24 protein-coding genes are annotated in these 22,963 nt (G+C 72.7%); 14 read left to right on the forward strand and 10 right to left on the reverse strand.

Features of this window, described 5'->3' with window-relative positions:
• The coding region (locus tag ACFWM7_RS06590; protein ID WP_383255859.1) for an acetyl/propionyl/methylcrotonyl-CoA carboxylase subunit alpha at window positions 1-1,753 on the reverse strand (1,753 nt) is incomplete at its 3' end.
• A gap of 353 nt (window positions 1,754-2,106) precedes the next feature.
• On the opposite strand from ACFWM7_RS06590, the gene ACFWM7_RS06595 reads away from it, so the two are divergent.
• Window positions 2,107-2,541, forward strand: coding sequence for a hypothetical protein (locus ACFWM7_RS06595; RefSeq protein WP_383255863.1), 435 nt, complete (start codon window positions 2,107-2,109; stop codon window positions 2,539-2,541).
• Here the strand turns inward: ACFWM7_RS06595 and ACFWM7_RS06600 are convergent.
• From ACFWM7_RS06600 to ACFWM7_RS06615, 4 genes are all read right to left on the reverse strand, one after another.
• Window positions 2,522-3,133 (reverse strand): nucleoside triphosphate pyrophosphatase, encoded by a 612-nt coding sequence (locus ACFWM7_RS06600; RefSeq protein WP_383255866.1) that lies wholly within the window; start codon window positions 3,131-3,133, stop codon window positions 2,522-2,524. The genes ACFWM7_RS06595 and ACFWM7_RS06600 overlap by 20 nt on opposite strands.
• An 81-nt stretch (window positions 3,134-3,214) precedes the next feature.
• Complete coding sequence (mmpB, locus tag ACFWM7_RS06605) at window positions 3,215-3,343, reverse strand: morphogenic membrane protein MmpB (RefSeq protein WP_010058523.1); 129 nt, start codon at window positions 3,341-3,343, stop codon at window positions 3,215-3,217.
• Between the two features lie 76 nt (window positions 3,344-3,419).
• Entirely contained in the window at window positions 3,420-3,626 is a 207-nt protein-coding gene (locus ACFWM7_RS06610; RefSeq protein ID WP_010058521.1) for an acyl-CoA carboxylase epsilon subunit, read from the reverse strand.
• 29 nt (window positions 3,627-3,655) lie between these two features.
• Complete coding sequence (locus tag ACFWM7_RS06615) at window positions 3,656-5,236, reverse strand: acyl-CoA carboxylase subunit beta (protein ID WP_383255872.1); 1,581 nt, start codon at window positions 5,234-5,236, stop codon at window positions 3,656-3,658.
• A 230-nt stretch (window positions 5,237-5,466) separates the two neighbouring features.
• Here ACFWM7_RS06615 and ACFWM7_RS06620 point away from each other — a divergent pair, with 230 nt between their 5' ends.
• The 4 genes from ACFWM7_RS06620 (at window position 5,467) to ACFWM7_RS06635 (ending at window position 9,969) form a co-directional block, all read left to right on the forward strand.
• Entirely contained in the window at window positions 5,467-6,336 is an 870-nt protein-coding gene (locus ACFWM7_RS06620) for a biotin--[acetyl-CoA-carboxylase] ligase (RefSeq protein WP_383255875.1), read from the forward strand.
• Between the two features lie 227 nt (window positions 6,337-6,563).
• Window positions 6,564-7,763 (forward strand): adenylate/guanylate cyclase domain-containing protein, encoded by a 1,200-nt coding sequence (locus ACFWM7_RS06625; RefSeq protein ID WP_383255879.1) that lies wholly within the window; start codon window positions 6,564-6,566, stop codon window positions 7,761-7,763.
• A gap of 137 nt (window positions 7,764-7,900) precedes the next feature.
• A complete protein-coding gene (locus ACFWM7_RS06630) occupies window positions 7,901-8,713 on the forward strand; it encodes an enoyl-CoA hydratase/isomerase family protein (protein ID WP_383255882.1) in 813 nt (270 codons plus the stop codon).
• Window positions 8,714-8,814: 101 nt separating this feature from the next.
• A complete protein-coding gene (locus ACFWM7_RS06635; RefSeq protein WP_383255885.1) occupies window positions 8,815-9,969 on the forward strand; it encodes a diguanylate cyclase domain-containing protein in 1,155 nt (384 codons plus the stop codon).
• Between the two features lie 287 nt (window positions 9,970-10,256).
• On the opposite strand, the gene ACFWM7_RS06640 is transcribed toward ACFWM7_RS06635, so the two are convergent.
• Entirely contained in the window at window positions 10,257-10,880 is a 624-nt protein-coding gene (locus tag ACFWM7_RS06640; RefSeq protein WP_383255888.1) for a translation initiation factor IF-2, read from the reverse strand.
• A 143-nt stretch (window positions 10,881-11,023) separates the two neighbouring features.
• Between ACFWM7_RS06640 and hutH the strand changes: the two genes are divergently transcribed.
• Window positions 11,024-12,574, forward strand: coding sequence for a histidine ammonia-lyase (gene hutH, locus ACFWM7_RS06645; protein WP_383255892.1), 1,551 nt, complete (start codon window positions 11,024-11,026; stop codon window positions 12,572-12,574).
• A gap of 111 nt (window positions 12,575-12,685) precedes the next feature.
• On the opposite strand, the gene ACFWM7_RS06650 is transcribed toward hutH, so the two are convergent.
• A complete protein-coding gene (locus tag ACFWM7_RS06650) occupies window positions 12,686-12,982 on the reverse strand; it encodes a hypothetical protein (RefSeq protein ID WP_383255896.1) in 297 nt (98 codons plus the stop codon).
• 107 nt (window positions 12,983-13,089) lie between these two features.
• Between ACFWM7_RS06650 and ACFWM7_RS06655 the strand changes: the two genes are divergently transcribed.
• From ACFWM7_RS06655 to ACFWM7_RS06665, 3 genes are all read left to right on the forward strand, one after another.
• Window positions 13,090-13,539, forward strand: a complete 450-nt coding sequence (locus tag ACFWM7_RS06655; protein ID WP_383255898.1) for a hypothetical protein — start codon at window positions 13,090-13,092, stop codon at window positions 13,537-13,539.
• Between the two features lie 235 nt (window positions 13,540-13,774).
• On the forward strand, window positions 13,775-15,043 hold the full coding sequence (locus ACFWM7_RS06660; protein WP_383255900.1) for an Ig-like domain-containing protein: 1,269 nt from the start codon (window positions 13,775-13,777) through the stop codon (window positions 15,041-15,043).
• 269 nt (window positions 15,044-15,312) lie between these two features.
• Window positions 15,313-15,672: a DUF1330 domain-containing protein gene (locus tag ACFWM7_RS06665; RefSeq protein WP_383255903.1), complete on the forward strand. Its 360-nt coding sequence runs from the start codon at window positions 15,313-15,315 to the stop codon at window positions 15,670-15,672.
• Between the two features lie 14 nt (window positions 15,673-15,686).
• Here the strand turns inward: ACFWM7_RS06665 and ACFWM7_RS06670 are convergent, their stop codons facing one another.
• On the reverse strand, window positions 15,687-16,139 hold the full coding sequence (locus ACFWM7_RS06670; protein WP_383255905.1) for an RDD family protein: 453 nt from the start codon (window positions 16,137-16,139) through the stop codon (window positions 15,687-15,689).
• Between the two features lie 803 nt (window positions 16,140-16,942).
• Here ACFWM7_RS06670 and gdhA point away from each other — a divergent pair.
• The 4 genes from gdhA to ACFWM7_RS06690 all read left to right on the forward strand — a co-directional run bounded on the left by gdhA (window position 16,943) and on the right by ACFWM7_RS06690 (window position 19,842).
• Window positions 16,943-18,328, forward strand: coding sequence for an NADP-specific glutamate dehydrogenase (gdhA, locus tag ACFWM7_RS06675; protein WP_383255907.1), 1,386 nt, complete (start codon window positions 16,943-16,945; stop codon window positions 18,326-18,328).
• Between the two features lie 156 nt (window positions 18,329-18,484).
• Complete coding sequence (locus ACFWM7_RS06680; protein WP_383255910.1) at window positions 18,485-19,066, forward strand: hypothetical protein; 582 nt, start codon at window positions 18,485-18,487, stop codon at window positions 19,064-19,066.
• Window positions 19,067-19,272: 206 nt separating this feature from the next.
• Window positions 19,273-19,680, forward strand: coding sequence for a helix-turn-helix domain-containing protein (locus ACFWM7_RS06685; protein ID WP_383255912.1), 408 nt, complete (start codon window positions 19,273-19,275; stop codon window positions 19,678-19,680).
• Window positions 19,681-19,701: 21 nt separating this feature from the next.
• Window positions 19,702-19,842 carry a hypothetical protein gene (locus ACFWM7_RS06690; RefSeq protein WP_383255915.1) on the forward strand — a complete coding sequence of 47 codons (141 nt, stop codon included), beginning with the start codon at window positions 19,702-19,704 and terminating at the stop codon, window positions 19,840-19,842.
• A 47-nt stretch (window positions 19,843-19,889) separates the two neighbouring features.
• Here ACFWM7_RS06690 and msrA read toward each other — a convergent pair whose 3' ends face one another.
• Both msrA and ACFWM7_RS06700 read right to left on the reverse strand, forming a co-directional pair.
• On the reverse strand, window positions 19,890-20,555 hold the full coding sequence (msrA, locus tag ACFWM7_RS06695; RefSeq protein WP_383255917.1) for a peptide-methionine (S)-S-oxide reductase MsrA: 666 nt from the start codon (window positions 20,553-20,555) through the stop codon (window positions 19,890-19,892).
• Between the two features lie 88 nt (window positions 20,556-20,643).
• A complete protein-coding gene (locus ACFWM7_RS06700; protein WP_383255919.1) occupies window positions 20,644-21,543 on the reverse strand; it encodes a LysR family transcriptional regulator in 900 nt (299 codons plus the stop codon).
• Window positions 21,544-21,646: 103 nt separating this feature from the next.
• Between ACFWM7_RS06700 and ACFWM7_RS06705 the strand changes: the two genes are divergently transcribed.
• A complete protein-coding gene (locus ACFWM7_RS06705) occupies window positions 21,647-22,870 on the forward strand; it encodes an MFS transporter (protein ID WP_383255922.1) in 1,224 nt (407 codons plus the stop codon).
• The last annotated feature ends 93 nt before the right edge of the window (window positions 22,871-22,963 follow it).

The raw sequence follows: 22,963 nt of genomic DNA on the forward strand, positions 1-22,963 counted from the left end.
GGTCCTTGATCTCGCAGATCAGGGCGCCGGAGGAGACCGAGGCGCCGACCTCGGCGGTGAGGCCCTTGACGGTGCCGGAGCGGTGCGCGTTGAGCGGCTGCTCCATCTTCATGGCCTCCAGGACGACGACGAGGTCGCCCTCCTTGACCTCCTGGCCCTCCTCCACCGCGATCTTGACGATGGTGCCCTGCATGGGCGAGGCGAGGGAGTCGCCGGAGGCGGCGGAGCCCGCCTTCTTGGCCGCGCGGCGCTTCGGCTTGGCACCGGCCGCGAGGCCCGTACGGGCCAGGCTCATGCCCAGCGAGGACGGCAGCGAGACCTCCAGGCGCTTGCCGCCGACCTCGACGACGACGGTCTCCCGTCCGGCCTCGTCCTCCGCGTCCGCGTCGGCGGGCGCGGCGAAGGGCTTGATGTCGTTGACGAACTCGGTCTCGATCCACCGGGTGTGCACGGTGAACGGGTCCGCGGTGAAGGCGGGGTCGGCGACGACGGCCCGGTGGAACGGGATCGCGGTGGCCATGCCCTCGACCTGGAACTCCGCCAGCGCGCGGGCGGCCCGCTGGAGCGCCTGCTCGCGGGTCGCGCCGGTGACGATCAGCTTGGCCAGGAGGGAGTCCCAGGCCGGGCCGATGACCGAGCCGGACTCGACGCCCGCGTCCAGGCGGACGCCCGGGCCGGTGGGCGGGGCGAACAGCGTCACCGTGCCGGGGGCGGGCAGGAAGCCGCGGCCCGGGTCCTCGCCGTTGATCCGGAACTCGAACGAGTGACCGCGCACGGCCGGGTCGCCGTAGCCGAGCTCCTCGCCGTCGGCGATGCGGAACATCTCGCGTACGAGGTCGATGCCCGTGACCTCTTCGGTGACGGGGTGCTCGACCTGGAGGCGGGTGTTGACCTCCAGGAAGGAGATCGTGCCGTCGACGCCGACCAGGAACTCGACCGTGCCCGCGCCGACGTAGCCGGCTTCCTTCAGGATCGCCTTGGACGCCGCGTACAGCTCGTCGTTCTGCGCCTGTGTCAGGAAGGGGGCCGGTGCCTCCTCCACCAGCTTCTGGTGGCGGCGCTGGAGCGAGCAGTCACGGGTGGAGACGACGACCACGTTGCCGTGCTGGTCGGCCAGGCACTGCGTCTCCACGTGGCGCGGCTTGTCGAGGTAGCGCTCGACGAAGCACTCGCCCCGGCCGAACGCCGCGACCGCCTCGCGGACCGCGGAGTCGTACAGCTCCGGGATCTCCTCCAGCGTGCGGGCCACCTTCAGACCGCGCCCGCCCCCGCCGAAGGCGGCCTTGATCGCGATCGGGAGGCCGTTCTGCTCGGCGAACGCGACGACCTCGTCGGAGCCGGAGACCGGGTCCGGGGTGCCCGCCACGAGCGGGGCGCCCGCGCGCTGCGCGATGTGCCGGGCGGCGACTTTGTCGCCGAGGTCGCGGATGGCGGCCGGCGGCGGGCCGATCCAGGTCAGCCCGGCGTCCAGGACGGCCTGGGCGAACTCCGCGTTCTCCGACAGGAATCCGTAACCGGGGTGGATCGCGTCCGCCCCGGAGTCCGCGGCGGCCCGCAGCACCTTGGCCATGTCCAGATAGCTGGCGGCCGGGGTGTCACCGCCCAGGGCGAACGCCTCGTCAGCGGCCCGGACATGCAGCGCGTCCCGGTCCGGCTCGGCGTAGACCGCGACGCTCGCGATCCCCGCGTCCCGGCACGCCCGAGCAACGCGGACAGCGATTTCGCCACGGTTGGCGATGAGCACCTTGCGCACGATGACTCCCTCCTCGAAACAAGCTGAGTTTAGGGACTACCGACACGGCCGTACGACCCGTCCCCAATGGTGAGCTTGCCCACACGGAGTGTGATCCGAGGCTTGCCCCAGTAGTGAAATCCCTTGTGGCACCACGGTACGCCGGGATCCTCAACCGCACAGTAACCACCCGGTGTGGTCCAGGTCTCTGTCTCTAGGGTCAACGCCTCACGGCGTTTCTTTGTGGACTCCCTACGAACGGCCGGTGGATTCTTTGCCCGGCGCCCGGGCCCGTCCAACCCCTTGTCCCGAGGAATACCCATGAGTAGGGTCCGCGCTACGCACGTACCAGAGGTAACAGGGGTGGGACGCTGATGCGCAGACCGGTGGCGATGGTGACCGGGCTCGTGCTGTTCGGGGAGGCGGTGGGCATCGTGCTCATCAACGCCGTCCTGGCCACGGTCGCCGAGAACCAGCACATGTCGCTCGCCGGCATGGACCCGGACGCCATGTCCACCGGGACCTGGGTGATGGGCGGTGTCTCCGGGCTGCTGCTGGTCCTGTGCGGGCTGATAGCCCTGACCGCCGGGATACGCGACCGCGCCCCGGGCCGCGTCGGACGGATCGTCCTGATCGGCTGCGCGGTCGTGCACGGCGTCCTCGGCGCGGTCACCGTCGGCCTGGTGGGCTGGGCCGCCTTCGCGTTCATGATGGCCGTGCTGGCCCTGCTGGTGCTCACCCTGCTGTCGTACGGGCCCGAGGTCCGGCCTCAGGCCCAGCGGCCCGAACTCACACCCACAGCTCCGTGACCGACACGTCCAGCTCGCCCAGCAGCCGGCGCAGCAGCGGCAGCGACAGGCCGATGACATTGCCGTGGTCGCCCTCGATCGAGTCGACGAACGGGGCCGACCTGCCGTCCAGCGTGAACGCCCCCGCCACGTGCAGCGGCTCGCCCGAGGCCACATAGGCGGCGACCTCGGCGTCGCTCGGCTCGCCGAACCGTACGACCGTGGACGCCGTCGCCGACGCCGTACGGCCCGTGGCGGTGTCGATGACGCTGTGGCCGGTCTGCAGGATGCCGGACCGGCCGCGCATCGACTTCCAGCGGGCGGTGGCCTCCTCGGCGTCGGCGGGCTTGCCGAGCGCCTCTCCGTCCAGCTCCAGCACCGAGTCGCACCCGATGACCAGGGCGCCCGCCGCCTCGGGGCGCTCCGCGACGGCCGCCGCCTTGGCCCGGGCCAGGACGAGCGCCAGCTCGGCGGGGGTCGGTGCGCTCAGGGCGTCCTCGTCCACCCCGCTGACGATCACCTCGGGGGCGAATCCGGCCTGGCGCAGCAGACCGAGACGGGCGGGGGAGGCGGAGGCGAGCACGAGACGGCGCTGATCAGTCATGCACGCCATCGTAGAAGGGCCGCCGGGCCCCGCGGCAGCGGATGCCGAGTACGCCGCGGACGCCGGGGCCGGGGGTCCTGGGGCGCCCGTTCAGTGGATGCCGAGCACGAACATCGCCACCAGCATCGCCAGCGCCAGCAGGACGCCCGCTCTGCGCATCATCGCCTGGGCGTCGCGCAGTTCCTTCGGCGGCTTGTTCTCGGGGTCGGACCACAGCATGGTTCCGATCCTGCTGCGCCGGGCGCCGCCGCGCCTGAGTACGGGTACTCAACAGGCGGCGGCGCCCGGTTCCGGCTCAGGCCGGCCAGTACGTCCGGGCCCAGGCCCGGGGGCCCGGCTGCGGGCGGCCGGTGCGGGCGATGCGGCCCGGGTCGGACCACTGCTCGGGCGGCAGCGGCGCGCCGGAGGACACGGCGGACGCGGCGGCGGCGCGCGCCTGGACCACCGCCACGGCGGCGGCCAGCTCCTCCGGGGTGGGGTTGCCCCGTACGACCTTGATCATGGGCAGGCCTCTCTGGAAAGTGCCGACGGCTAGAGCGGGATGTTGCCGTGCTTCTTCGGAGGGAGGGATTCCCGCTTCGTGCGGAGCTGACGCAGGCCCTTGACGATGTGGGCCCGGGTGTCGGACGGCATGATCACCGCGTCGACGTAGCCGCGCTCGGCCGCCACGTACGGGTTGAGCAGCGCGTCCTCGTAGTCCGCCATCAGCTCGGCGCGCGTGGCGTCCGGGTCCTCGGCGGCGGCGATGGTCCGGCGGTGCAGGATGTTCACCGCTCCCTGCGCCCCCATGACGGCGATCTGCGCGGTCGGCCAGGCCAGGTTCAGGTCCGCGCCCAGGTGCTTGGAGCCCATCACGTCGTACGCGCCGCCGAAGGCCTTGCGGGTGATGACGGTGATCAGCGGGACCGTCGCCTCCGCATAGGCGTAGATCAGCTTCGCGCCGCGCCGGATGATGCCGCCGTACTCCTGGTCGACGCCCGGCAGGAAGCCCGGCACGTCCACGAAGGTGATGACGGGCACGTTGAACGCGTCGCAGGTGCGGACGAAGCGGGCCGCCTTCTCACTCGCGTCGATGTCCAGGCAACCGGCGAACTGCATCGGCTGGTTGGCGACGATGCCGACCGGGTGGCCCTCGACCCGCCCGAAGCCGGTGATGATGTTCGGCGCGAACAGGGCCTGGGTCTCCAGGAATTCGGCGTCGTCCAGGACGTGCTCGATCGCGGTGTGCATGTCGTACGGCTGGTTCGCCGAGTCCGGGATGAGCGTGTCCAGCTCGCGGTCCTCGTCGGTGGTGGCGAGGTCCGCCTCCTCCGGGAACGCCGGGGCCTCGGAGAGGTTGTTCGAAGGGAGGTAGGACAGCAGCGACTTGACGTACTCGATGGCGTCCTTCTCGTCGCCCGCCATGTGGTGCGCCACCCCGGAGGTGGTGTTGTGCGTACGGGCTCCGCCCAGCTCCTCGAAGCCGACGTCCTCGCCGGTGACCGTCTTGATGACGTCGGGTCCGGTGATGAACATGTGCGAGGTCTGGTCGACCATCACCGTGAAGTCGGTGATCGCGGGGGAGTAGACCGCACCGCCCGCGCACGGGCCGACGATCAGCGAGATCTGCGGGATCACCCCGGAGGCGTGCACGTTGCGGCGGAAGATCTCGGCGAACAGGCCGAGGGCCGCCACGCCTTCCTGGATCCGCGCGCCGCCGCCGTCGTTGATGCCGATGACCGGACAGCCGGTCTTCAGCGCGAAGTCCATGACCTTGACGATCTTCTCGCCGTAGACCTCGCCGAGCGAACCGCCGAAGATGGTGAAGTCCTGCGAGTACACGCAGACCGGGCGGCCGTCGACCGTGCCGTAACCGGTGACGACACCGTCCCCGTACGGGCGGTTCTTCTCGATGCCGAAGTTGGTGGAGCGGTGCCGGGCGAACTCGTCGAGCTCCACGAAGGAGCCCTCGTCCAGGAGCAGCTCGACCCGCTCACGGGCCGTCAGCTTGCCCTTCGCGTGCTGCTTCTCGACCGCGCGGGCCGAACCCGCGTGCGTCGCTTCGTCGATGCGGCGGCTCAGGTCCGCGAGCTTGCCCGCGGTGGTGTGGATGTCGCTCTGCGGCTCGGACATCGGGGGGCGGCTCCCTGCCTGGTCACGGGGACGACGACCGGTGGCGGTCACGGGGGGACGGGCGGTCGTCTGTCCGGCTCTGCGGCTACTGACTCGTAACGCGGTTGTGTGGCTCTGCTTCGTCACGCAGCGACGCTGTGGCTTCCGCAGCGCCGCGGCTACTGACTCGTAGGGTATCGGCGCGCCTCCGGAAAGGCAGTGCGTCCTTTGCCACACCTAGGCTGGGTTGCATGACACCACCGGATGCGTCACACAACCGCTGGTCGGACCTCGGCCGGCCGCCCCTCAACGAGACCGCGCTGCGCCGCGGACTGCTGCGGCCCGACGCGCTGTGGACGTCGCTGGAGGTCGTGGAGTCCACCGGGTCCACCAACACCGACCTCGCCGGACGGGCCCGCAGCGGGGCGGCGGGCGAGGGCACGGTGCTGGTCGCCGAGGAGCAGACCGCGGGGCGCGGACGGCTGGAGCGGAGCTGGACCGCACCGCCCCGCTCCGGGCTGTTCTTCTCGGTCTACCTGGAGCCGGGGGACATCCCGGTGGAGCGGTGGGGATGGGTGCCGCTGCTGGCCGGGGTCGCCGCCGCGACCGGGCTCGCCAAGGCGGCCGGTGTCGACATGTCGCTGAAGTGGCCCAACGACCTGCTCGTCTCCGTGGAGGGCGTGGAGCGCAAGGCGGGCGGCATCCTCGGCGAGTTCGCCGGGGACGGCATCGTCGTCGGCCTCGGCATCAACGTCTCGCTCCGCGCCGACGAACTGCCCGCCCCCACCGCGGGCTCCCTCGCCCTCGCCGGAGCGGTCTCGACCGACCGGGAGACCCTGCTGCGGGCCGTCCTGCGCTCGCTGGAGCACTGGTACGGGGAGTGGAAGGCGGCCGACGGCGACGCGGCCGCGAGCGGGCTCCAGGCCGCCTACGCGGCGGGCTGCGCGACGCTGGACCGGACCGTGCGGGCCGAGCTGCCGGGGGGTGCGTCCCTGGTCGGCGAGGCGGTCGCGATCGACGGGGACGGCCGACTGGTCCTCTCCACCGAGGACGGGCTCCAGCAACCGGTGTCCGCCGGAGACATCGTCCACCTGCGCGGCGCGGCGGGCGGCCTGACCTGAGAGCCTGTCGGGTGACCTGGGATCGGGCGGCCGCGTTCCCGATGGGCGTACGGGCGGATACCGCGTATGCCTGGGATGTCACGCGCGACGCACCGAGGACGGGCGACCAAGGACGTGAGCCAGAGCACACCTGCCGTATTGTTGAGGCGATCCAGCGACAGATCACTGTTGGGGCGATCAGCGACAGATCGGCAGGCAGTGCGCAGGGAACGGGCAGGAGGCGGCTGGTGACCGTCGGCGACACGTCGTCCGGCGCGGGTGAGGAGCCCGGGGCGGACTCCTCGGTCCACGCCACACCCCACCACGAGGTCGACCACACCGTGGAACCGACCGACGACCCCCTCGCCATCCGCCTCGAAGCGCTGATCCTGGGGGCCGACCGGCGCTACACGCCCTTCCAGGCGGCCCGCACCGCCGGGGTCTCGATGGATCTGGCCTCCCGGTTCTGGCGGGCCATGGGCTTCGCCGACATCGGCCAGGCCAAGGCGCTCACCGAGGCCGACGTCCTCGCCCTGCGGCGGCTCGCCGGTCTCGTCGAGGCGGGGCTGCTCAGCGAGCCGATGGCGATCCAGGTCGCCCGCTCCACCGGGCAGACCACCGCCCGGCTGGCCGAGTGGCAGATCGACTCGTTCCTGGAGGGCCTGACCGAGCCGCCCGAGCCCGGCATGACCCGCACCGAGGTCACGTACCCGCTGGTCGAGCTGCTCCTCCCGGAGCTCCAGGAGTTCCTCGTCTATGTGTGGCGGCGCCAGCTGGCCGCCGCCACCGGGCGGGTCGTGCAGGCCGCGGACGACGAGGAGATGGTCGACCGGCGGCTCGCCGTCGGCTTCGCGGACCTGGTCGGCTTCACCCGGCTGACCCGGCGCCTGGAGGAGGAGGAGCTCGGCGAGCTGGTCGAGTCCTTCGAGACGACCGCCGCCGACCTGGTCGCCGCGCATGGCGGCCGGCTCATCAAGACCCTCGGCGACGAGGTCCTCTTCGCCGCCGACGACGCGGGCACGGCCGCGGAGATAGCGCTCCGGCTGATCGAGGCGATGTCCCAGGACGAGACGATGCCCGCCCTGCGCGTCGGCATCGCCTTCGGCACGGTCACCACCCGGATGGGCGATGTCTTCGGCACCACGGTGAACCTCGCCAGCCGGCTCACCTCGATAGCTCCGAAGGACGCCGTCCTGGTCGACGGGGCGTTCGCCAAGGAGCTGGTCCGCCACGGCGACGCCCCGGAGTCCGAGGCGCAGGCCGCCGAGGCCGTCGCGGCCGCCGCCGAACGGGCCCGGCTCGCCGAGAAGGAGGGCCGCCAGCCCGACGACGAGCCGCCGCTGCCGACGTACCGCTTCGGGCTCCAGCCGATGTGGCAGCGCCCGGTGCGCGGGCTCGGCGTGGTGGAGCCGTGGCTGCTGGCCCGCCGGGGGAAGACGGGCTCCTGAGCGGTTACGGCTTCGCCCTGTCGGCGGTCCGGCGGTCCTGTCTAGGATTCCTGCCGGGTAACGCTCGTTAACGGCAACGGGCGTCTTGCCGCAGCTGTCGTCAACCGACAGCGCCGTCAACCGACAGGGGTGCAGCCATGACCGTCACGTCCGAGCAGCGGTTCGGGGAGTTCGTCGTCGTACGGCGGCACGAGGGGCAGGACCACGTCGCCGAGCTGGTCCTCGACCGGCCCAAGGCGATGAACGCCGTCTCCACCGACATGGCGCGCTCGATCGCCGCCGCCTGCGACGCGCTCGGCGCGGACCGGGACGTCCGGGCCACCGTCCTCACCTCCAGCCACGAGCGGGCGTTCTGCGTGGGCGCGGACCTCAAGGAGCGCAACTCCTTCTCCGACGCCGACCTCGTACGTCAGCGGCCCACCGCCCGGGCCGCCTACACCGGGGTCCTGGAGCTGCCGATGCCGGTGATCGCCGCCGTGCACGGCTTCGCCCTCGGCGGCGGCTTCGAACTCGCCCTCGCCTGCGATGTGATCGTCGCCGACGCCACCGCCGTGGTCGGGCTGCCCGAGGTGTCCGTGGGCGTCATCCCGGGCGGCGGCGGTACGCAGCTGCTGCCGCGTCGGGTGGGTGCGGCCCGCGCCGCCGAGCTGGTGTTCAGCGCCCGCCGCGTCGAGGCCGCCGAGGCGCGCGAACTGGGGCTGGTCGACGAGCTGGTCGCGGCGGGCCGGGACCGCGAGGAGGCCCTCGCGCTGGGCGGCCGGATCGCCGCCAACTCGCCGGTCGGGCTGCGCGCGGCCAAGAAGGCGCTCAGGCTGGGGCAGGGGCTCGACCTGCGGGCGGGCCTGGAGGTGGAGGACGCGGCCTGGCGGTCGGTGGCCTTCTCCGGGGACCGGGCGGAGGGCGTGGCCGCGTTCAACGAGAAGCGGCGCCCCGACTGGCCCGGCGAGTGACGACGCGTACGTCACACAGGGTGATCTCCGGCGCGGAAATAGTTGAAATCAGTTGCGCATCAAACTGATCAAAAGGGGACAAATCTACATAGGCTGTAGAAATGGGTGGTGACGATGTGCGGCTGCGGGCCGTGGTTTCGCTGGCGCAGACCATGGCCGCGGCCTACACGCCGCGCGAATCGTGGCGGGCGGCGGCGCTGGGCGCCTGCGAGGCGCTGAGCGGCAGTTTCGCCGCGCTCTCCGTGTGGGAGCGGGATCGGGGCAGGCTGCGGGTGCTGGTGAACGCGGGGCAACGGGCCGAGGGGGAAGAGGAGTTCCCCGAGGAGGAGGCCTACCCGGTCCACGAGTTCCCGGAGATCACCGAGTTCCTGCACGAGCGCTGGGCCGGCGGCGGCGAACCCGACGCCTGGGTGGAGACCGCCGACGGGCGGCCCGGCGCGGGTGCTCCGGCGCGCGGCGCCCGCCCGTACTGCCACCAGCGGGTGGCCGCGCTGCGGCGGCGCGGCCGGGGCTGCTGCGTGGTCGCGCCGATCGTGCTGCACGGCCGGGCGTGGGGCGAGCTGTACGTGGCGCGGCCGGCCGGGCAGCCCGTGTTCGACCGGTCCGACGCCGACTTCGCGACCGTGCTCGCCGCCGTCGTGGCCTCCGGGATCGCCCAGACCGAACGCCTGGAGGAGGTCCGCAAGCTGGCCTTCACCGACCCGCTGACCGGACTGGCCAACCGCCGCGCGGTCGACATCCGCCTCGACGAGGCCGTGGAGCGGCACCGCGTCGACGACACGGTCGTCAGCCTCGTCGTCTGCGACCTGAACGGTCTCAAGGCGGTGAACGACACCCATGGCCACGCCGTCGGCGACCGTCTGCTGGAACGTTTCGGCTCGGTGCTGTCGCTGTGCGGGGCGATGCTGCCGGAGGCGCTGGCGGCCCGGCTGGGCGGCGACGAGTTCTGCCTGCTCGCGGCGGGCCCCCCGGCCGACGCGGTGGTCGGCGTCGCGACCGAGCTGTGCGACCGGGCGGCGGTGATCGAGCTGGGCGAGGGGGTCGCCTGCGGGGTCGCGTCGACGGGCGACCCGATCGGCCCGGTGCGCTCGGCACGGCGGCTGTTCCGGCTCGCGGACGCCGCCCAGTACCGGGCCAAGGCGGCCCGCTCGCAGGGTCCGGTGGTGGCCGGGCGGGACGGCGAGGTCCTCCGGCTCGCGGACTCGCCGCCGAAGTCCGCACACGACCGGCGCAGGCTGCGGGGCAATCGGCCGTGAGGGTGTGCGGCAACCGGCCGTGCGGGGTGTGGCGGCCGACTGCGGGGCGGTGCGGCCGCCCGGCTGTGAGACGGTGGCCGCCGTCTGTGAGGCCGCGCGGGAGCGACCGGGCGTGAGGTCGCGCGGCAACCGGCCGTGCGGGGTGTGGGGCCCCGGCCCCGGACCGCCGTGCGGGGTGTGAGCCTCCGGCCCCGGACCGCCGTGCGGGGTGTGAGCCTCCGGCCCCGGACCGCCGTGCGGGGTGTGAGCCCCCGGCCCCGGACCGCCGTGCGGGGCGGCGTGCCGCCTCAGTGCGGGGGTGGCATCCGGATCAGGGCGTTGCCGATGCCGCAGCCGCCCTCCCCGGGCATCCGCTCCATCCGGGACGGCACCCACACCTCGGTGGCGCCTGGGCTCACCCGGGCGAGCAGGCAGTCCTGCGGGTCGTAGCCGTTGCCCTCGACCGCCAGGAGGACGCCGACCCTGCCGTTGTCGTCCGCCTTCACCTCCACGTCGATCGCCCGGTCCATGTCCAGCGCGGCGACCCTGCGCCGTACCTCGGCCTCGTCCACCCCGCCGCCCTCCGGCACCCGCGGAAGCTTCGCCTCCAGCTCCTCGTACGGCGGCTCGGGCGGAGGCGGCGGCGGGGCGAAGGTCAGCCGGGGGCCGTCCGGGCAGTCCACGGACCGGGGGTTCTCCCGCCACTCGGACCGGGGTGACACCCGCACCGCGAAGCAGCGCGCCACGGTGACCGGTTCGGGGTCGAACGTGTCGTCGTACGCCGAGCCGGTGGTGCGGACGGTCGCCTCGACGCCGTCCCCCTCGTGGGTCGAGGCGCCCTTCAGCCGCAGCGCCTCCACCCCGTCGAGCCCGGCCGCGGTGCGGCCGACGGTGAACAGCAACAGCGGTGCGAGCAGCAGGAGCCGGCGCATGCGCGCAGCCTCCACGCACCGCGGGCAGCGGCAAGTGGCAGGGGAGCGGCAGGCGGGCTGCCGGCGCCCTCGGCCGGTCCCGTAAGGGGCCCTGCGTGGCATCACTAGTGACATGGAGGGTTTCAGTCCGTACGCTGCTGAATATGGATATGCACACTGTCGTGGTGGGGACGTCCGGAACCACCGCCGAGGACGTCGTCGCCGTGGCCCGCCACGGCGCCCGGGTCGAGCTCTCCGCCGCCGCCGTGGAAGCCCTCGCCGCCGCCCGTCTCATCGTGGACGCGCTCGCCGCCAAGCCCGAGCCGGTCTACGGCGTCTCCACCGGCTTCGGCGCGCTCGCCAGCCGTCACATCAGCCCCGAACTGCGGGCGCAGCTCCAGCGCAACATCGTCCGCTCGCACGCGGCCGGCATGGGCCCGCGCGTCGAGCGCGAGGTCGTCCGCGCGCTGATGTTCCTCCGGCTCAAGACCGTCGCCTCCGGGCACACCGGCGTACGCCCCGAGGTCGCGCAGGCCATGGCCGACCTGCTGAACGCGGGCATCACGCCCGTCGTCCACGAGTACGGCTCGCTCGGCTGCTCCGGCGACCTCGCCCCGCTCTCGCACTGCGCGCTCACCCTGATGGGCGAGGGCGACGCGGAGGGCCCCGACGGCACGGTCCGCCCCGCCGGCGAGCTGCTCGCCGCGCACGGCATCGCCCCGGTCGAGCTGCGCGAGAAGGAGGGCCTGGCCCTCCTCAACGGCACCGACGGCATGCTCGGCATGCTGGTCATGGCCCTCGCCGATCTGAAGAACCTCTACACCTCGGCCGACATCACCGCCGCCCTCTCCCTGGAGGCGCTGCTCGGCACGGACAAGGTGCTCGCCCCCGAGCTGCACGCCATCCGCCCGCACCCCGGCCAGGGCGTCAGCGCGGACAACATGCTGCGGGTGCTGGCGGGTTCGGGGCTGACAGGTCATCACCAGGACGACGCGCCCCGGGTGCAGGACGCCTACTCCGTACGCTGCGCCCCCCAGGTCAACGGGGCGGGCCGCGACACCCTCGACTACGCGGCCGTGGTCGCCGGGCGCGAACTGGCCTCCTCCGTCGACAACCCGGTGGTCCTGCCCGATGGGCGCGTCGAGTCCAACGGCAACTTCCACGGCGCGCCCGTCGCGTACGTCCTGGACTTCCTCGCGATCGTCGCCGCCGACCTCGGCTCGATCTGCGAACGCCGCACGGACCGGCTGCTGGACAAGAACCGCTCGCACGGCCTGCCGCCGTTCCTCGCGGACGACGCCGGGGTCGACTCGGGCCTGATGATCGCCCAGTACACCCAGGCCGCCCTGGTCAGCGAGATGAAGCGGCTCGCCGTTCCCGCCTCCGCCGACTCCATCCCGTCCTCCGCGATGCAGGAGGACCACGTCTCCATGGGCTGGTCCGCCGCGCGCAAACTCCGTACCGCCGTGGACAATCTGGCCCGGATCGTCGCCGTCGAGCTGTACGCGGCGACCCGCGCGGTGGAGCTTCGCGCCGCCCGGGGGCTCACCCCCGCCCCCGCCTCGCAGGCTGCCGTGGACGCCCTGCGGGCAGCCGGCGCCGAGGGCCCGGGCCCGGACCGCTTCCTCGCGCCGGACCTGGCCGCAGCCGACACGTTCGTACGGGAAGGGCGCCTGGTCGCGGCCGTGGAGCCGGTCACCGGGCCGCTGGCCTGAACCGGACCCGTACGCGTACGGAACTGGTCTGAGCCGGACCCGTACCCATACACGTACGGAGGAAGGTCCCCGCGCCGGGGGGTGCGGGGACCTCTTCGTACCCGTACCGGGTCAGTAGGCCGAGCGCTCCCCGGAGCGGCGTACCGAGTAGGTGACGAAGCCCGCGCCGATGCCCAACAGGGCGGTGCCGCCGATGAGATACGGCGTGGTGTCCAGGCCCGGCCCGGTGTCGGCGAGGCGCGCCCCGGAGGCGTCGTCGGCCTGCCCGGCGGCCCGGTCGGACGCGGCGGGCGGGGTGCCCTGCGCGGCGTGCTCACCGGTCGCGTTGGCCGACGGGACGAACCAGAGAGCGGCCAGCAGCGTGCCTGCGGCGGTGGCGGTCAGCAGTGTGCGACGAGCGACGGACACAGATTCGATCCCCTTGCGACAACCATGAGTTAGCCCCGTGGGCCGATGCTAAGCAAAGCAGCGGGTCGGTGGAAAGTCGTGGCCCCGCAGGGCCTTACGCTCCGGCCATGAGCACAGATGAGACATCCAGGTTTGTTCGACTTCGCGTGGAGATGGTGCTGGAGGTCACCGACCTCGACGCCCTGACCGGCACCGCGCTCGAATCCATCGCCGCCGAGTACGGGGAGCCCGTCGCGGCCGTCGCCGGGAGCGACACCGCCGAGGAGCGGATGCATGCCGAAGCCACGGTCCGGGCAGACGGTGCAGAGGCCCTCGCCTCGTTGGTCGACCCCTTCGACTTGGTCAGCGAGGTGCCCGGGGTCGAGCTGGCCCAGGCTTCCTGGAGCAGCGAGTCCATTGAGTACGACCCCGACGCGGAGGGCTGGGACGAGGCGGACGACGGCGACGAGGACCTGTTCCTGCCGCGGGACGGGGACGACGAGGAGGGGTACGGCGACACGGTCGCGCACAATGGGGAGAACGACGGCGAGGACGGTGACCCCGCGCAGCGGGTGTGACGTGTGAGAACACCGGCCCCGGCCCCGCTCACCGGCGGACCGGGGCCGCGCCGTGCGGCGACGGAAACCGGGGCCCGAACGCGGGAACCACCGCCGCCGGGGCAGCGTCGATGAGTGGTGTTCCCCACATCTGTCGTGGATGCGGAACGGAGCGCCCTTTCCGGGTGTTCTTGGAACATTGACGGGGAATGCCGCCTGGCGGTCCCGTCCGGGGATTTTGGGGAAATCGGCAACGATGGAGAAGCGTGTGATGACGGACAGCAAGCGGCGCAAGGGCCTCATGGCCGCGTCCGCACTGCTCGGCGGCGTGCTGGTGCTTTCGGCCTGTACCGACGACGGCGACAAGGGCGGCAAGACGAGCGCCGGGAGTTCGGAGTCGTCGCAGCAGGAGGTCGACAAGGCGGCAGCCGCGGACGCCTCCGAGGCGCAGATAGCGATCAAGCCGAAGAACGGTGCGACCAACGCGAGCATCAACAACGCGGCCCAGGTCACCGTCGCCAAGGGCAAGCTGACCGAGGTCGTCATGACCACGGCGGACGGCACCCCGGTCGAGGGCACCCTGGCGGCCGACGGGTCCAGCTGGAAGCCCGCGGGCCAGCTGGAGCGGTCCACCACGTACAAGATCGACGCCACGGCGGCCGACTCGAAGGGCCGCGAGGCCCACGAGAACAGCTCCTTCACCACCGTCTCGCCCGACAACAGCTTCATCGGGAACTTCACCCCCGAGGACGGCTCCACGGTCGGCGTCGGGATGCCCGTCTCGATCAACTTCAACAAGGCGATCACGGACAAGAAGGCCGTCCAGGACGGCATCACCGTGACCTCCAGCAGCGGCCAGGAGGTCGTGGGCCACTGGTTCAACGGCCAGCGCCTGGACTTCCGCCCGGAGGACTACTGGCAGGGCGGCTCCACCGTCACCCTGAAGCTGGCGCTCGACGGCGTCGAAGGTGCGGACGGCGTCTTCGGCGTCCAGCAGAAGACCGTGACCTTCAAGGTCGGCCGCAACCAGGTCTCCACCGTCGACGCGAAGACCAAGCAGATGACGATCACCCGCGACGGCAAGACGATCAAGACGATCCCGATCTCCGCGGGCTCCCCCGACAACCCCACGTACAACGGTCAGATGGTGATCTCCGAGAAGCACAAGGAGACCCGGATGAACGGCGCCACCGTCGGCTTCACCGATGACGACGGCAAGGGTGAGTACGACATCAAGGACGTGCCGCACGCCATGCGGCTGTCCACGTCGGGCACGTTCATCCACGGCAACTACTGGGGCAAGGGCATCTTCGGCACCGCCAACACCAGCCACGGCTGCGTGGGCCTCGCCGACGTGAAGGGCGCGAACGACCCCAACGCCCCCGGCGCCTGGTTCTACGACAACTCGATGGTCGGCGACGTGGTCATCGTCAAGAACTCCCCGGACAAGACGATCACCCCGGACAACGGCCTCAACGGCTGGAACATGAGCTGGGCCGAGTGGACGGCCGGCTCCCAGGGCTGATCCACCCGTCCCGCTCTCCCGCTTCACCCCCGTCCCCGCCCGAAGGCGGCGGCTCCGGAGGACTCCGGTGCCGCCGCCTTCGGCGTGTGTCCGGGCACCTCCGAGGCCGTATACCTCCTCATGCCTCATGCCTCATGCCCTCCGCACACCTCCGCGGCCCGGCCATGACCCCGGAGGTAATCGACGCCCTCCGCCCGGCCCGGCAGCATCGTGGGTGCCCCGGAGAGTCACCCCGGAGCACCACCCCGACCGCACGGAGGACCCGGACCATGACCGCATACGCCATCGCCCGCCTGCGCCCCACCGACGCCCCCGTCGAGGACGAGGTGCTGAGCTACATCGAGCGGATCCAGGCCACCATGGAGCCCTACGGAGGCCGCTTCCTGGTGCACGGCGCCGAGGCGGAGGTGGTGGAGGGAGCCTGGCCGGACGCGTTGGTCATGATCGGCTTTCCCGGGGTGGAGGAGGCCCACGCCTGGTACGCGTCCCCGGCCTACCAGGAGATCCTGCCGCTGCGCACCCGGCATCTGGACGGTGACGTGATCATCGTCCCGGGTGTCGGTCCGGAGTACGACGCGTCGGCCACGGCGGCGGCGATGCGGGCGGCGCGGGAGCGGGCGGCAGGGTAGGCCGAGGAGCAGGCTCAGCCCGTACGGTCCTCCACCGCCGCCCGGTAGTTCCGCAGGTCGCAGCGTCGGACCTGGCGTATCCCCGCGAGGTCCTCGTGCGGCTCGTTGGGGCAGCCCGCGGGGCGCTCCGGGCGGGTGAGTGCGGTGGCAGGGCCCCGGAGCCGGTGCCAGGGCTGGAGCGGGAGCCAGAGGAGCCCGTACAGCCAGCGCAGCACCAGCCTGCGGAAGCCCGGGCGGCCCGCGTCGGGCAGGCGGATCACCCGGACGCCCATGATCAGCTTTCCGGCGCTCGCCCGGACGGCCATCGTCAGCAGCACCTGGTTGGCGAAGGACAGCGCGATCAGCTGGACCACCAGCAGGGCGATCGCGCGCCCCGTCCCGCCGGCGTTCAGGCAGGACCGCACCAGCAGTCCGACGGCCAGCAGGCACAGATAGGCGTCGAGCCCGACCGCGAGATAGCGCCGCATGTCGCCCGTGCCCTTGGGGATGCGCGGCTGCGCCCGGGGGCCGCGGGCGGGATACGCCGAGGGGCGGGCGTACGCCGGACAGGCCGCCCGCGGAAGCGCGTGCCCGTACGGCGGCTGGGGCGCGGGCGGTGCGGGGGGCGGGTCCGGACGGGACCGGGCGGTGTCGCTCCCGGCCCTGCGCACTCCGTACAGCGCCCGTAATGCGTCAGGAGGCTGCCCTCTCCGATGCCCCCGTGGCTTCGTCATGGGGGCATCATGACTGATCGTCAGGCGGGGTGTCCCTGTTCCTGACGGGTAACTCCCGGGCCCCGGCGTTGTTTCACCGGACCCTTACGATTGTCGGCCCCCGGCCCCCGGCCCCCGGCCCCCGGCCCCCGCCCGCATGCACGCACCGTCGCCGGGGGCGGGCTCGGCTGCCGCGCGCACCGCGCGAGAGCCGATCCGGAATGTGACCTTCGCCACTCGGGGTGGCACGTGGGGGTCCGTGACCGGAAGGCGGTTCCGGGCCGTGCGGGCCGCCCGGAACAGCGGATCGGGGGCCGGTGGGGGGCTCGGCGCGACCGTCCGGGCGCCGATCAAAACGGCTGATCATGGCCAATATATGGATGGTCCTCGAAGATCATCGGGTCGCACTGGAGAATCGGCCCCACGACGGTCCTGAGCATCGCCCGGCCGGGCGACGGCCGCGCGGTCCTCCCGCAGAACGGGAGTCGGCGGGGCTCCGGCGGGGGAGGCGGACCGGTGGCGCTCTCCGGGACGGGGGCGCCGACGCGCACGAGCCGACCACGGAAGGTCTTGATCAGATGCCGGTCATCCCCGACTCGCCCGACTCCGCCCGCACGGACGCCGCGGCCCGCCTCATCGAGCCGCTCTACGCCGAGATCCTCCGGCGCAACCAGGGCGAGCAGGAGTTCCACCAGGCGGTCCGCGAGGTCCTGGAGACGCTCGGGCCGGTGCTGACCCGGCGACCCGAGTTCGTCGACGCGCGCATCATCGAGCGCATATGCGAGCCCGAGCGCCAGCTGATCTTCCGGGTTCCGTGGTCGGACGACTCCGGTGACATCCACGTCAACCGCGGTTTCCGGGTGGAGTTCTCCAGCTCGCTCGGCCCCTACAAGGGCGGGCTGCGCTTCCACCCCTCGGTCAACCTCGGCATCGTGAAGTTCCTCGGCTTCGAGCAGATCTTCAAGAACGCCCTCACCGGTATGCCCATCGGCGGCGGCAAGGGCGGCTCGGACTTCGACCCCAAGGGCCGGTCCGACGCCGAGATCATGCGGTTCTGCCAGTCGTTCATGACCGAACTCCACCGCCACCTGGGCGAGTACACCGACGTGCCCGCCGGTGACATCGGCGTCGGCGGCCGCGAGATCGGTTACCTCTTCGGCCAGTACAAGCGGATCACCAACCGTTACGAGTCCGGCGTCCTCACCGGCAAGGGCCTCGGCTGGGGCGGTGCGCAGGCCCGTACGGAGGCCACCGGCTACGGCACGGTCCTGTTCACCGCCGAGATGCTGCGCAGCCGGGGCGAGTCGCTGGAGGGCCAGACCGTCGCGGTCTCCGGCTCCGGCAACGTGGCCATCTACGCCGTCGAGAAGGCCCAGCAGCTCGGCGCGACCGTCATCACCTGCTCGGACTCCGGCGGCTATGTCATCGACGAGAAGGGCATCGACCTCGCCCTCCTCAAGGAGATCAAGGAAGAGGGTCGTGGCCGGGTCTCCGAGTACGCCGAACGACGCGGCGCCCACGCCCGGTTCGTGCCCGGTACGGGCGTGTGGTCGGTCCCCGCCGACGTCGCCCTGCCCTGCGCCACGCAGAACGAACTGCACGAGGCCGACGCGCTGGACCTCGTACGCAACGGGGTCAAGGCGGTCGCGGAGGGCGCCAACATGCCCACCACCCCGGAGGCGGTCCGGGTGTTCCAGGAGGCGGGCGTCGCCTTCGCCCCCGGCAAGGCGGCCAACGCGGGCGGGGTCGCGACGAGCGCGCTGGAGATGCAGCAGAACGCGTCCCGGGACTCGTGGACCTTCGCCCACACCGAGGAGCGGCTCGCCGAGATCATGCGACACATCCACGACTCCTGCTACACGACGGCGGAACGCTACGGCAGCCCCGGCAACTACGTGGTGGGCGCGAACATCGCGGGCTTCGAGCTGGTGGCGGACGCGATGCTGGCGCAGGGTCTGATCTGACCGTACGCCGGGGAGGCGCCGGTGCGGCTGTGGTCGGGCCGCCGGAACCGCTGCCCCGCGCGGGTGAGGCTGCCGGGTGCGGTCTCCCCCGGGCGGGGGAGCGGGTTGGCTCGCGCGGGTGATTCCTCGTCGTGCCTGCTCCGCGAGGGTGGAGCCATGACGCCGAAGATCCTTCACCGGCCCCCGTCGGTCAGTGACACCGAGCGGCCCGTTCCGCGCTGGGCGATGCGCCTGGCCTACGCGCTTCCGCTGCTTCTGCTGCCGTCATGCCTGTGGCGGCTGCCCTTCGCGCTGCACTTCGAGATGGGGCAGGTCCAGGAGGCCGGTATGCCCGCCTACTGGCTGAGCATTCCGTACGTCCTCGGACTCAGCGCGGTGACGGAAGCGACCGCGCTCCTGACCGTCGGGCTGGTCCGGGGCTGGGGTGAGGTGGTGCCGGCCTGGATACCGGTCATCGGGGGCAGACGCGTCCGGCCGATGGCGGCTGTCGTCCCCGCCGTGCTCGGCGGCCTGATCCTCACCTTCCTGTTCACCGCCGTACCGCTGGGCGACGATCGCAGCCTCACCCTGTACGGCGTCACCGACACCATCGGGTACACCAACGGCGCCTGGAACGTGCTGGCGACGGTGTGCGTCACCCCGGTCGCCGCTTGGGGGCCCATCACCATCGCTCTCGGGATCGCCTACTACCGGCGTCGAACCCGTCGACCCCGTCGAGCCCCTGCCGTCGCCGGGTGAGGACCCGTTCAGGTCCGTTCGGGTGGGCGGGTGGGCGGGTGGCGGCGGTTGTACTGCGCGCAGCCCTTTGCAGGCTCAGCGCGACGGCGAACACTCCGGCGACGATCGGACCGGCCGTCTGTCACGCGACTTCGCCAGCAGCAGATTCGCCCGGAGCGCAACGCCCGACCCGTGCCGGAGCCGTGCCGCGCTCCTAGGCTGGGGCCGTGAGCATCCGAGCGACGAACCAGGCCGACGTGATCCCTCTGCGCCCGCTCCCGGCGGCGGTCCCGGCTCGACCCCGGGAACCGCTCTGGCGTGACCTCGTCGGGGAGGTGCTGCGCCGAGAACGGCAGGCCCAGGGGCGGACGTTGAAGGATGTCGCCGAAGCGGCCCGGATCTCCATGCCGTATCTCTCCGAGGTGGAGAGAGGCCTCAAGGAGGCCTCCTCGGAGGTGCTGGCCGCCGCGGCCCAGGCGCTCGGCCTGAGCCTTGCCGACGTGCTGGCACTGGCGGGGGAGCGGCTGATCAGTCTCACGGCGGCGCGGTCCCGGCCCGGGTCGATGGGGGCGGCGGGCGGCCGGCGGTCCGTGAACTCGTCGGGCCCGATGGGTGGCGTGCTGCTGGCCGCCTGACCCGGGGGGAGGGCGGGTGACGTGCGGGACGTGCCTGGCCCGGAGAGGGGCGCTGCGCGCGGCGGCCTTGCGGGCGCCTTGCCCCCGGCCGGGCCCGACGACCGGGACGCCCTCTTCGTACGGCTGCTGCGGCGGATGCTTCCGGCGATGCTGACCGGCTGAAGCAGGGCCCGAGCCGGACGGGAGATCCGCAGACCTCCGCGTGCGGCTCAGCCCTCGGCCGGGGCCACGCCGATCGGGCAGGAGACTCCCGTACCGCCGATGCCGCAGTAGCCGCCCGGGTTCTTGTCCAGGTACTGCTGGTGGTACGCCTCCGCCGGCCAGAACGGGCGGCCCTCGGCCGGGAGGATCTCCGTGGTGATCTCCTTGTGGCCCGACGCCGTCAGGACCTTCTGGTACGCCTCACGGGAGGCGTCGGCGGCCGCTGCCTGGGCGGGGGAGTGGGTGTAGACCGCGGAGCGGTACTGGGTTCCCACGTCGTTGCCCTGGCGGAAGCCCTGGGTCGGGTTGTGCGACTCCCAGAACAGCTTCAGCAGCTCCTCGTACGTGACGACGGCCGGGTCGAAGACGACGCGCACCGCCTCCGTGTGGCCGGTCAGGCCCGAGCAGGCCTCGTCGTACGTGGGGTTCTCCGTGTAGCCGCCCTGGTAGCCGACGAGCGTCGTCCAGACGCCCTCGGTCTGCCAGAACTTCCGCTCCGCGCCCCAGAAACAGCCGAGCGCGAAGTCCGCCACCTCCAGGCCCTCCGGGTACGGGCCCACCAGGGGGTTGCCGAGGACCGTGTGGCGGGAGGGGACGGTGAATTCGGGGACGGGGCGGCCGCGCAGGGCCTGCTCCGGGGTGGGGAGCTCGGGGGTGCGGCGGTTCAGGAACATGCGGGGGCTCCTCCGGGGGTCGGTGTTCGGTACGTACAACACGGGAGCGGTCGCCGGGATTCCGGGAGGCCTGCCCATCGGCCCGCGCTCACCCGGCCGCCCCGGCGACGGCCGCCAGGGCCCGGGCGAAGCCCCGCGTCCGGGCCGTCTCGTGGTTCCGGTGCCACACCAGCGTGAGGGAGGACTCCGGCAGGCCGGTCACCGGGACGAAGGTCACCGCGTGGCTGCCGTAGTAGTCGGCCGTCGGGTCGCAGAGCAGCATCGCGCCCCGGCCCGCCCGCACCAGGGCCAGGCCCTCCTGGAGGCTGCTCACCGCCGGGCCCGCCGGAATCGGGCGACCGGCGGGGGTGACCGCCGGGGCCTGGGCGAGGCGCCAGTAGTCCGGGGCCGCCCCCGCGACGCCGATGAGCGGGCTGCCCGCCAGGTCCTCGGCGTCGATGCCGGGGCGGCTCGCGTACGGGTGCCGGTCGGAGACCGCGAGCGTCAGCGGCCGCGCGGAGAAGACCGGGCCGATCACCAGCGCGTCGTCCCGGACCGGCATCAGCACCACCGCCGCGTCCACCTCGCCCCGGTGCACCGCGCCGAACGGATCGGAGAGCGGGATCTCCACGATCTCGGCGGCGCAGTCGGGATGCCCGTCCCGGAAGTCCGTGACCGCCCGCATGAACGGGTCGTTCGCCGTCCCCTGGAAGCCGACGCGGAATACCCCGCCGACGCCGCGCGCCGCCTCCCGGACCTCGTCGATCGCCTCCACGATCGCGTCGAAGGCCGGCCGCAGCCCCGCGTGGAGCTGCTCGCCGAGCGGAGTGAGCCGGACCCGGCGGCTCGTGCGGTCGACCAGCCGTCCGCCGATCCTGCTCTCCAACGCCCGCAGCAGCTGGCTGATCCGGCTCTGCGAGAGGTACAGGCGCTCCCCGGCCCGGCCGAAGTGCAGCTCCTCGGCCAGCGCGAGGAACGCCTCCAGCTCCCGGATCTCCGGGTTGCTCACGTGTCCCCTCCGCCTTCCCCCCGTTCCCATCCATGAGTTCAGCTCATAGAAGGATGAGAGATCGGCCGTTGTTCCCGGCCTCCGGCCCCCGTTGGCTGAGGACATGACGCAGGTTCAGGAATCCTCAGGCGCCCCGGCCGCCCGCCCGGCCCCCGCGCGCAACGGCTGGTGGGGCGTGGCGGTCCTCGCGCTCGGCACCTTCACCGTGGTCACCTCCGAGATGCTGCCCGTCGGGCTGCTCACACCGATGGGCAGCTCCCTCGGCATCCCGGAGGGCGTCGCCGGCCTGACGCTGACCATCACCGGTCTCGTCGCGGCGCTCTCGGCCCCCACCCTCGTCCCGCTGCTCGGCCGCGCCGACCGGCGTACGGCCCTGTGCGTACTGGTCACCGTGCTGGTCGTCGGCAACCTCGGTGCGGCCTGGGCGGCCGACTTCGCGACCATGGTCGTCGCCCGCGTCCTGGTCGGCGTCGGCATGGGCGGTGTCTGGGCCGTCGCGGCCGGGCTCGCGGTCCGCCTGGTTCCGGCGAAGTCCGCGGGCACGGCCACGTCCCTCGTCTTCAGCGGTATCGCCGTGGCGTCCGTGCTCGGCGTCCCGGCCGGAACGTACCTCGGGGAGCTTGCCGGCTGGCGCGCCGCGTTCCTGGCGGCCGCCGGGCTCGGGGCCGTGGTGCTGGTCGCCGCGGCGCTCCTGCTGCCCCGGCTGCCCGCGGAGCGCACCGTTCCGTTCGGCGGTGCGCTGCGGCTGGCCCGTGACCCCCGGCTGCGTACGGGGCTACTCGTCATCGCCTTCCTCGTCACCGGGCACTTCGCGGCGTACACGTACATCAGGCCGGTCCTGGAGGACGTCTCCGGCGTCGGTGCGGGCACGATCGGCGTCCTGCTCCTGGTGTACGGGATCGCCGGCGTGGCCGGGAACTTCCTCGCCGGGGCCGGGGCGGCCCGCTCCCCGCGCGCCACGCTGCTGGTGATCGGCACGGTCCTGGTGCTCACCGTCGCCGCGCTGCCGTGGCTGGGCGGTTCCCCCGCCCTCGCGGCCGTCCTGATGGTGCTCTGGGGCCTCGGCTACGGCGGTGTCTCGGTGAGCACGCAGACCTGGGTGCTGCTCGCCGCCCCCGACGCCCGCGAGGCCGCCTCCTCGCTGTTCGTCGGGGTGTTCAACGCGGCCATCGCGCTCGGGGCGCTGGCCGGCGGGCTGGTGGCGGACGGCATCGGGATCACGGCCGTCACGGTGACGGGCGCGGCGCTCGTGGCGGGCGCGCTGGTGACGACGGCGGCGGGCCGGGCCCCTGTGCCCGGCGCACCCGCCGTACCCGGGAAGAGCTGATCCCGCCGCGACGCCCCGGCCCTCGTACCCGCCGGGCCGTGGAACCGTACGGAGCCGGAACCCGGCCCCGTACGGCATTCCGGCCGGAGTCAG

Source organism: Streptomyces sp. NPDC058375 (genome assembly GCF_042723425.1).
GTDB lineage: Bacteria > Actinomycetota > Actinomycetes > Streptomycetales > Streptomycetaceae > Streptomyces > Streptomyces durocortorensis.

Bases quoted from the DNA above. Each gene is read 5' to 3' on its own strand.
- ACFWM7_RS06595 (WP_383255863.1), top strand. From the start codon at position 2,107: ATGCGCAGACCGGTGGCGATGGTGACCGGGCTCGTGCTGTTCGGGGAG.
- ACFWM7_RS06600 (WP_383255866.1), bottom strand. From the start codon at position 3,133: ATGGCGTGCATGACTGATCAGCGCCGTCTCGTGCTCGCCTCCGCCTCC.
- mmpB (WP_010058523.1), bottom strand. From the start codon at position 3,343: ATGCTGTGGTCCGACCCCGAGAACAAGCCGCCGAAGGAACTGCGCGAC.
- ACFWM7_RS06610 (WP_010058521.1), bottom strand. From the start codon at position 3,626: ATGATCAAGGTCGTACGGGGCAACCCCACCCCGGAGGAGCTGGCCGCC.
- ACFWM7_RS06615 (WP_383255872.1), bottom strand. From the start codon at position 5,236: ATGTCCGAGCCGCAGAGCGACATCCACACCACCGCGGGCAAGCTCGCG.
- ACFWM7_RS06620 (WP_383255875.1), top strand. From the start codon at position 5,467: ATGACACCACCGGATGCGTCACACAACCGCTGGTCGGACCTCGGCCGG.
- ACFWM7_RS06630 (WP_383255882.1), top strand. From the start codon at position 7,901: ATGACCGTCACGTCCGAGCAGCGGTTCGGGGAGTTCGTCGTCGTACGG.
- ACFWM7_RS06635 (WP_383255885.1), top strand. From the start codon at position 8,815: ATGGGTGGTGACGATGTGCGGCTGCGGGCCGTGGTTTCGCTGGCGCAG.
- ACFWM7_RS06640 (WP_383255888.1), bottom strand. From the start codon at position 10,880: ATGCGCCGGCTCCTGCTGCTCGCACCGCTGTTGCTGTTCACCGTCGGC.
- hutH (WP_383255892.1), top strand. From the start codon at position 11,024: ATGGATATGCACACTGTCGTGGTGGGGACGTCCGGAACCACCGCCGAG.
- ACFWM7_RS06655 (WP_383255898.1), top strand. From the start codon at position 13,090: ATGAGCACAGATGAGACATCCAGGTTTGTTCGACTTCGCGTGGAGATG.
- ACFWM7_RS06660 (WP_383255900.1), top strand. From the start codon at position 13,775: ATGGAGAAGCGTGTGATGACGGACAGCAAGCGGCGCAAGGGCCTCATG.
- ACFWM7_RS06665 (WP_383255903.1), top strand. From the start codon at position 15,313: ATGACCGCATACGCCATCGCCCGCCTGCGCCCCACCGACGCCCCCGTC.
- ACFWM7_RS06670 (WP_383255905.1), bottom strand. From the start codon at position 16,139: ATGCGGCGCTATCTCGCGGTCGGGCTCGACGCCTATCTGTGCCTGCTG.
- gdhA (WP_383255907.1), top strand. From the start codon at position 16,943: ATGCCGGTCATCCCCGACTCGCCCGACTCCGCCCGCACGGACGCCGCG.
- ACFWM7_RS06680 (WP_383255910.1), top strand. From the start codon at position 18,485: ATGACGCCGAAGATCCTTCACCGGCCCCCGTCGGTCAGTGACACCGAG.
- msrA (WP_383255917.1), bottom strand. From the start codon at position 20,555: ATGTTCCTGAACCGCCGCACCCCCGAGCTCCCCACCCCGGAGCAGGCC.
- ACFWM7_RS06705 (WP_383255922.1), top strand. From the start codon at position 21,647: ATGACGCAGGTTCAGGAATCCTCAGGCGCCCCGGCCGCCCGCCCGGCC.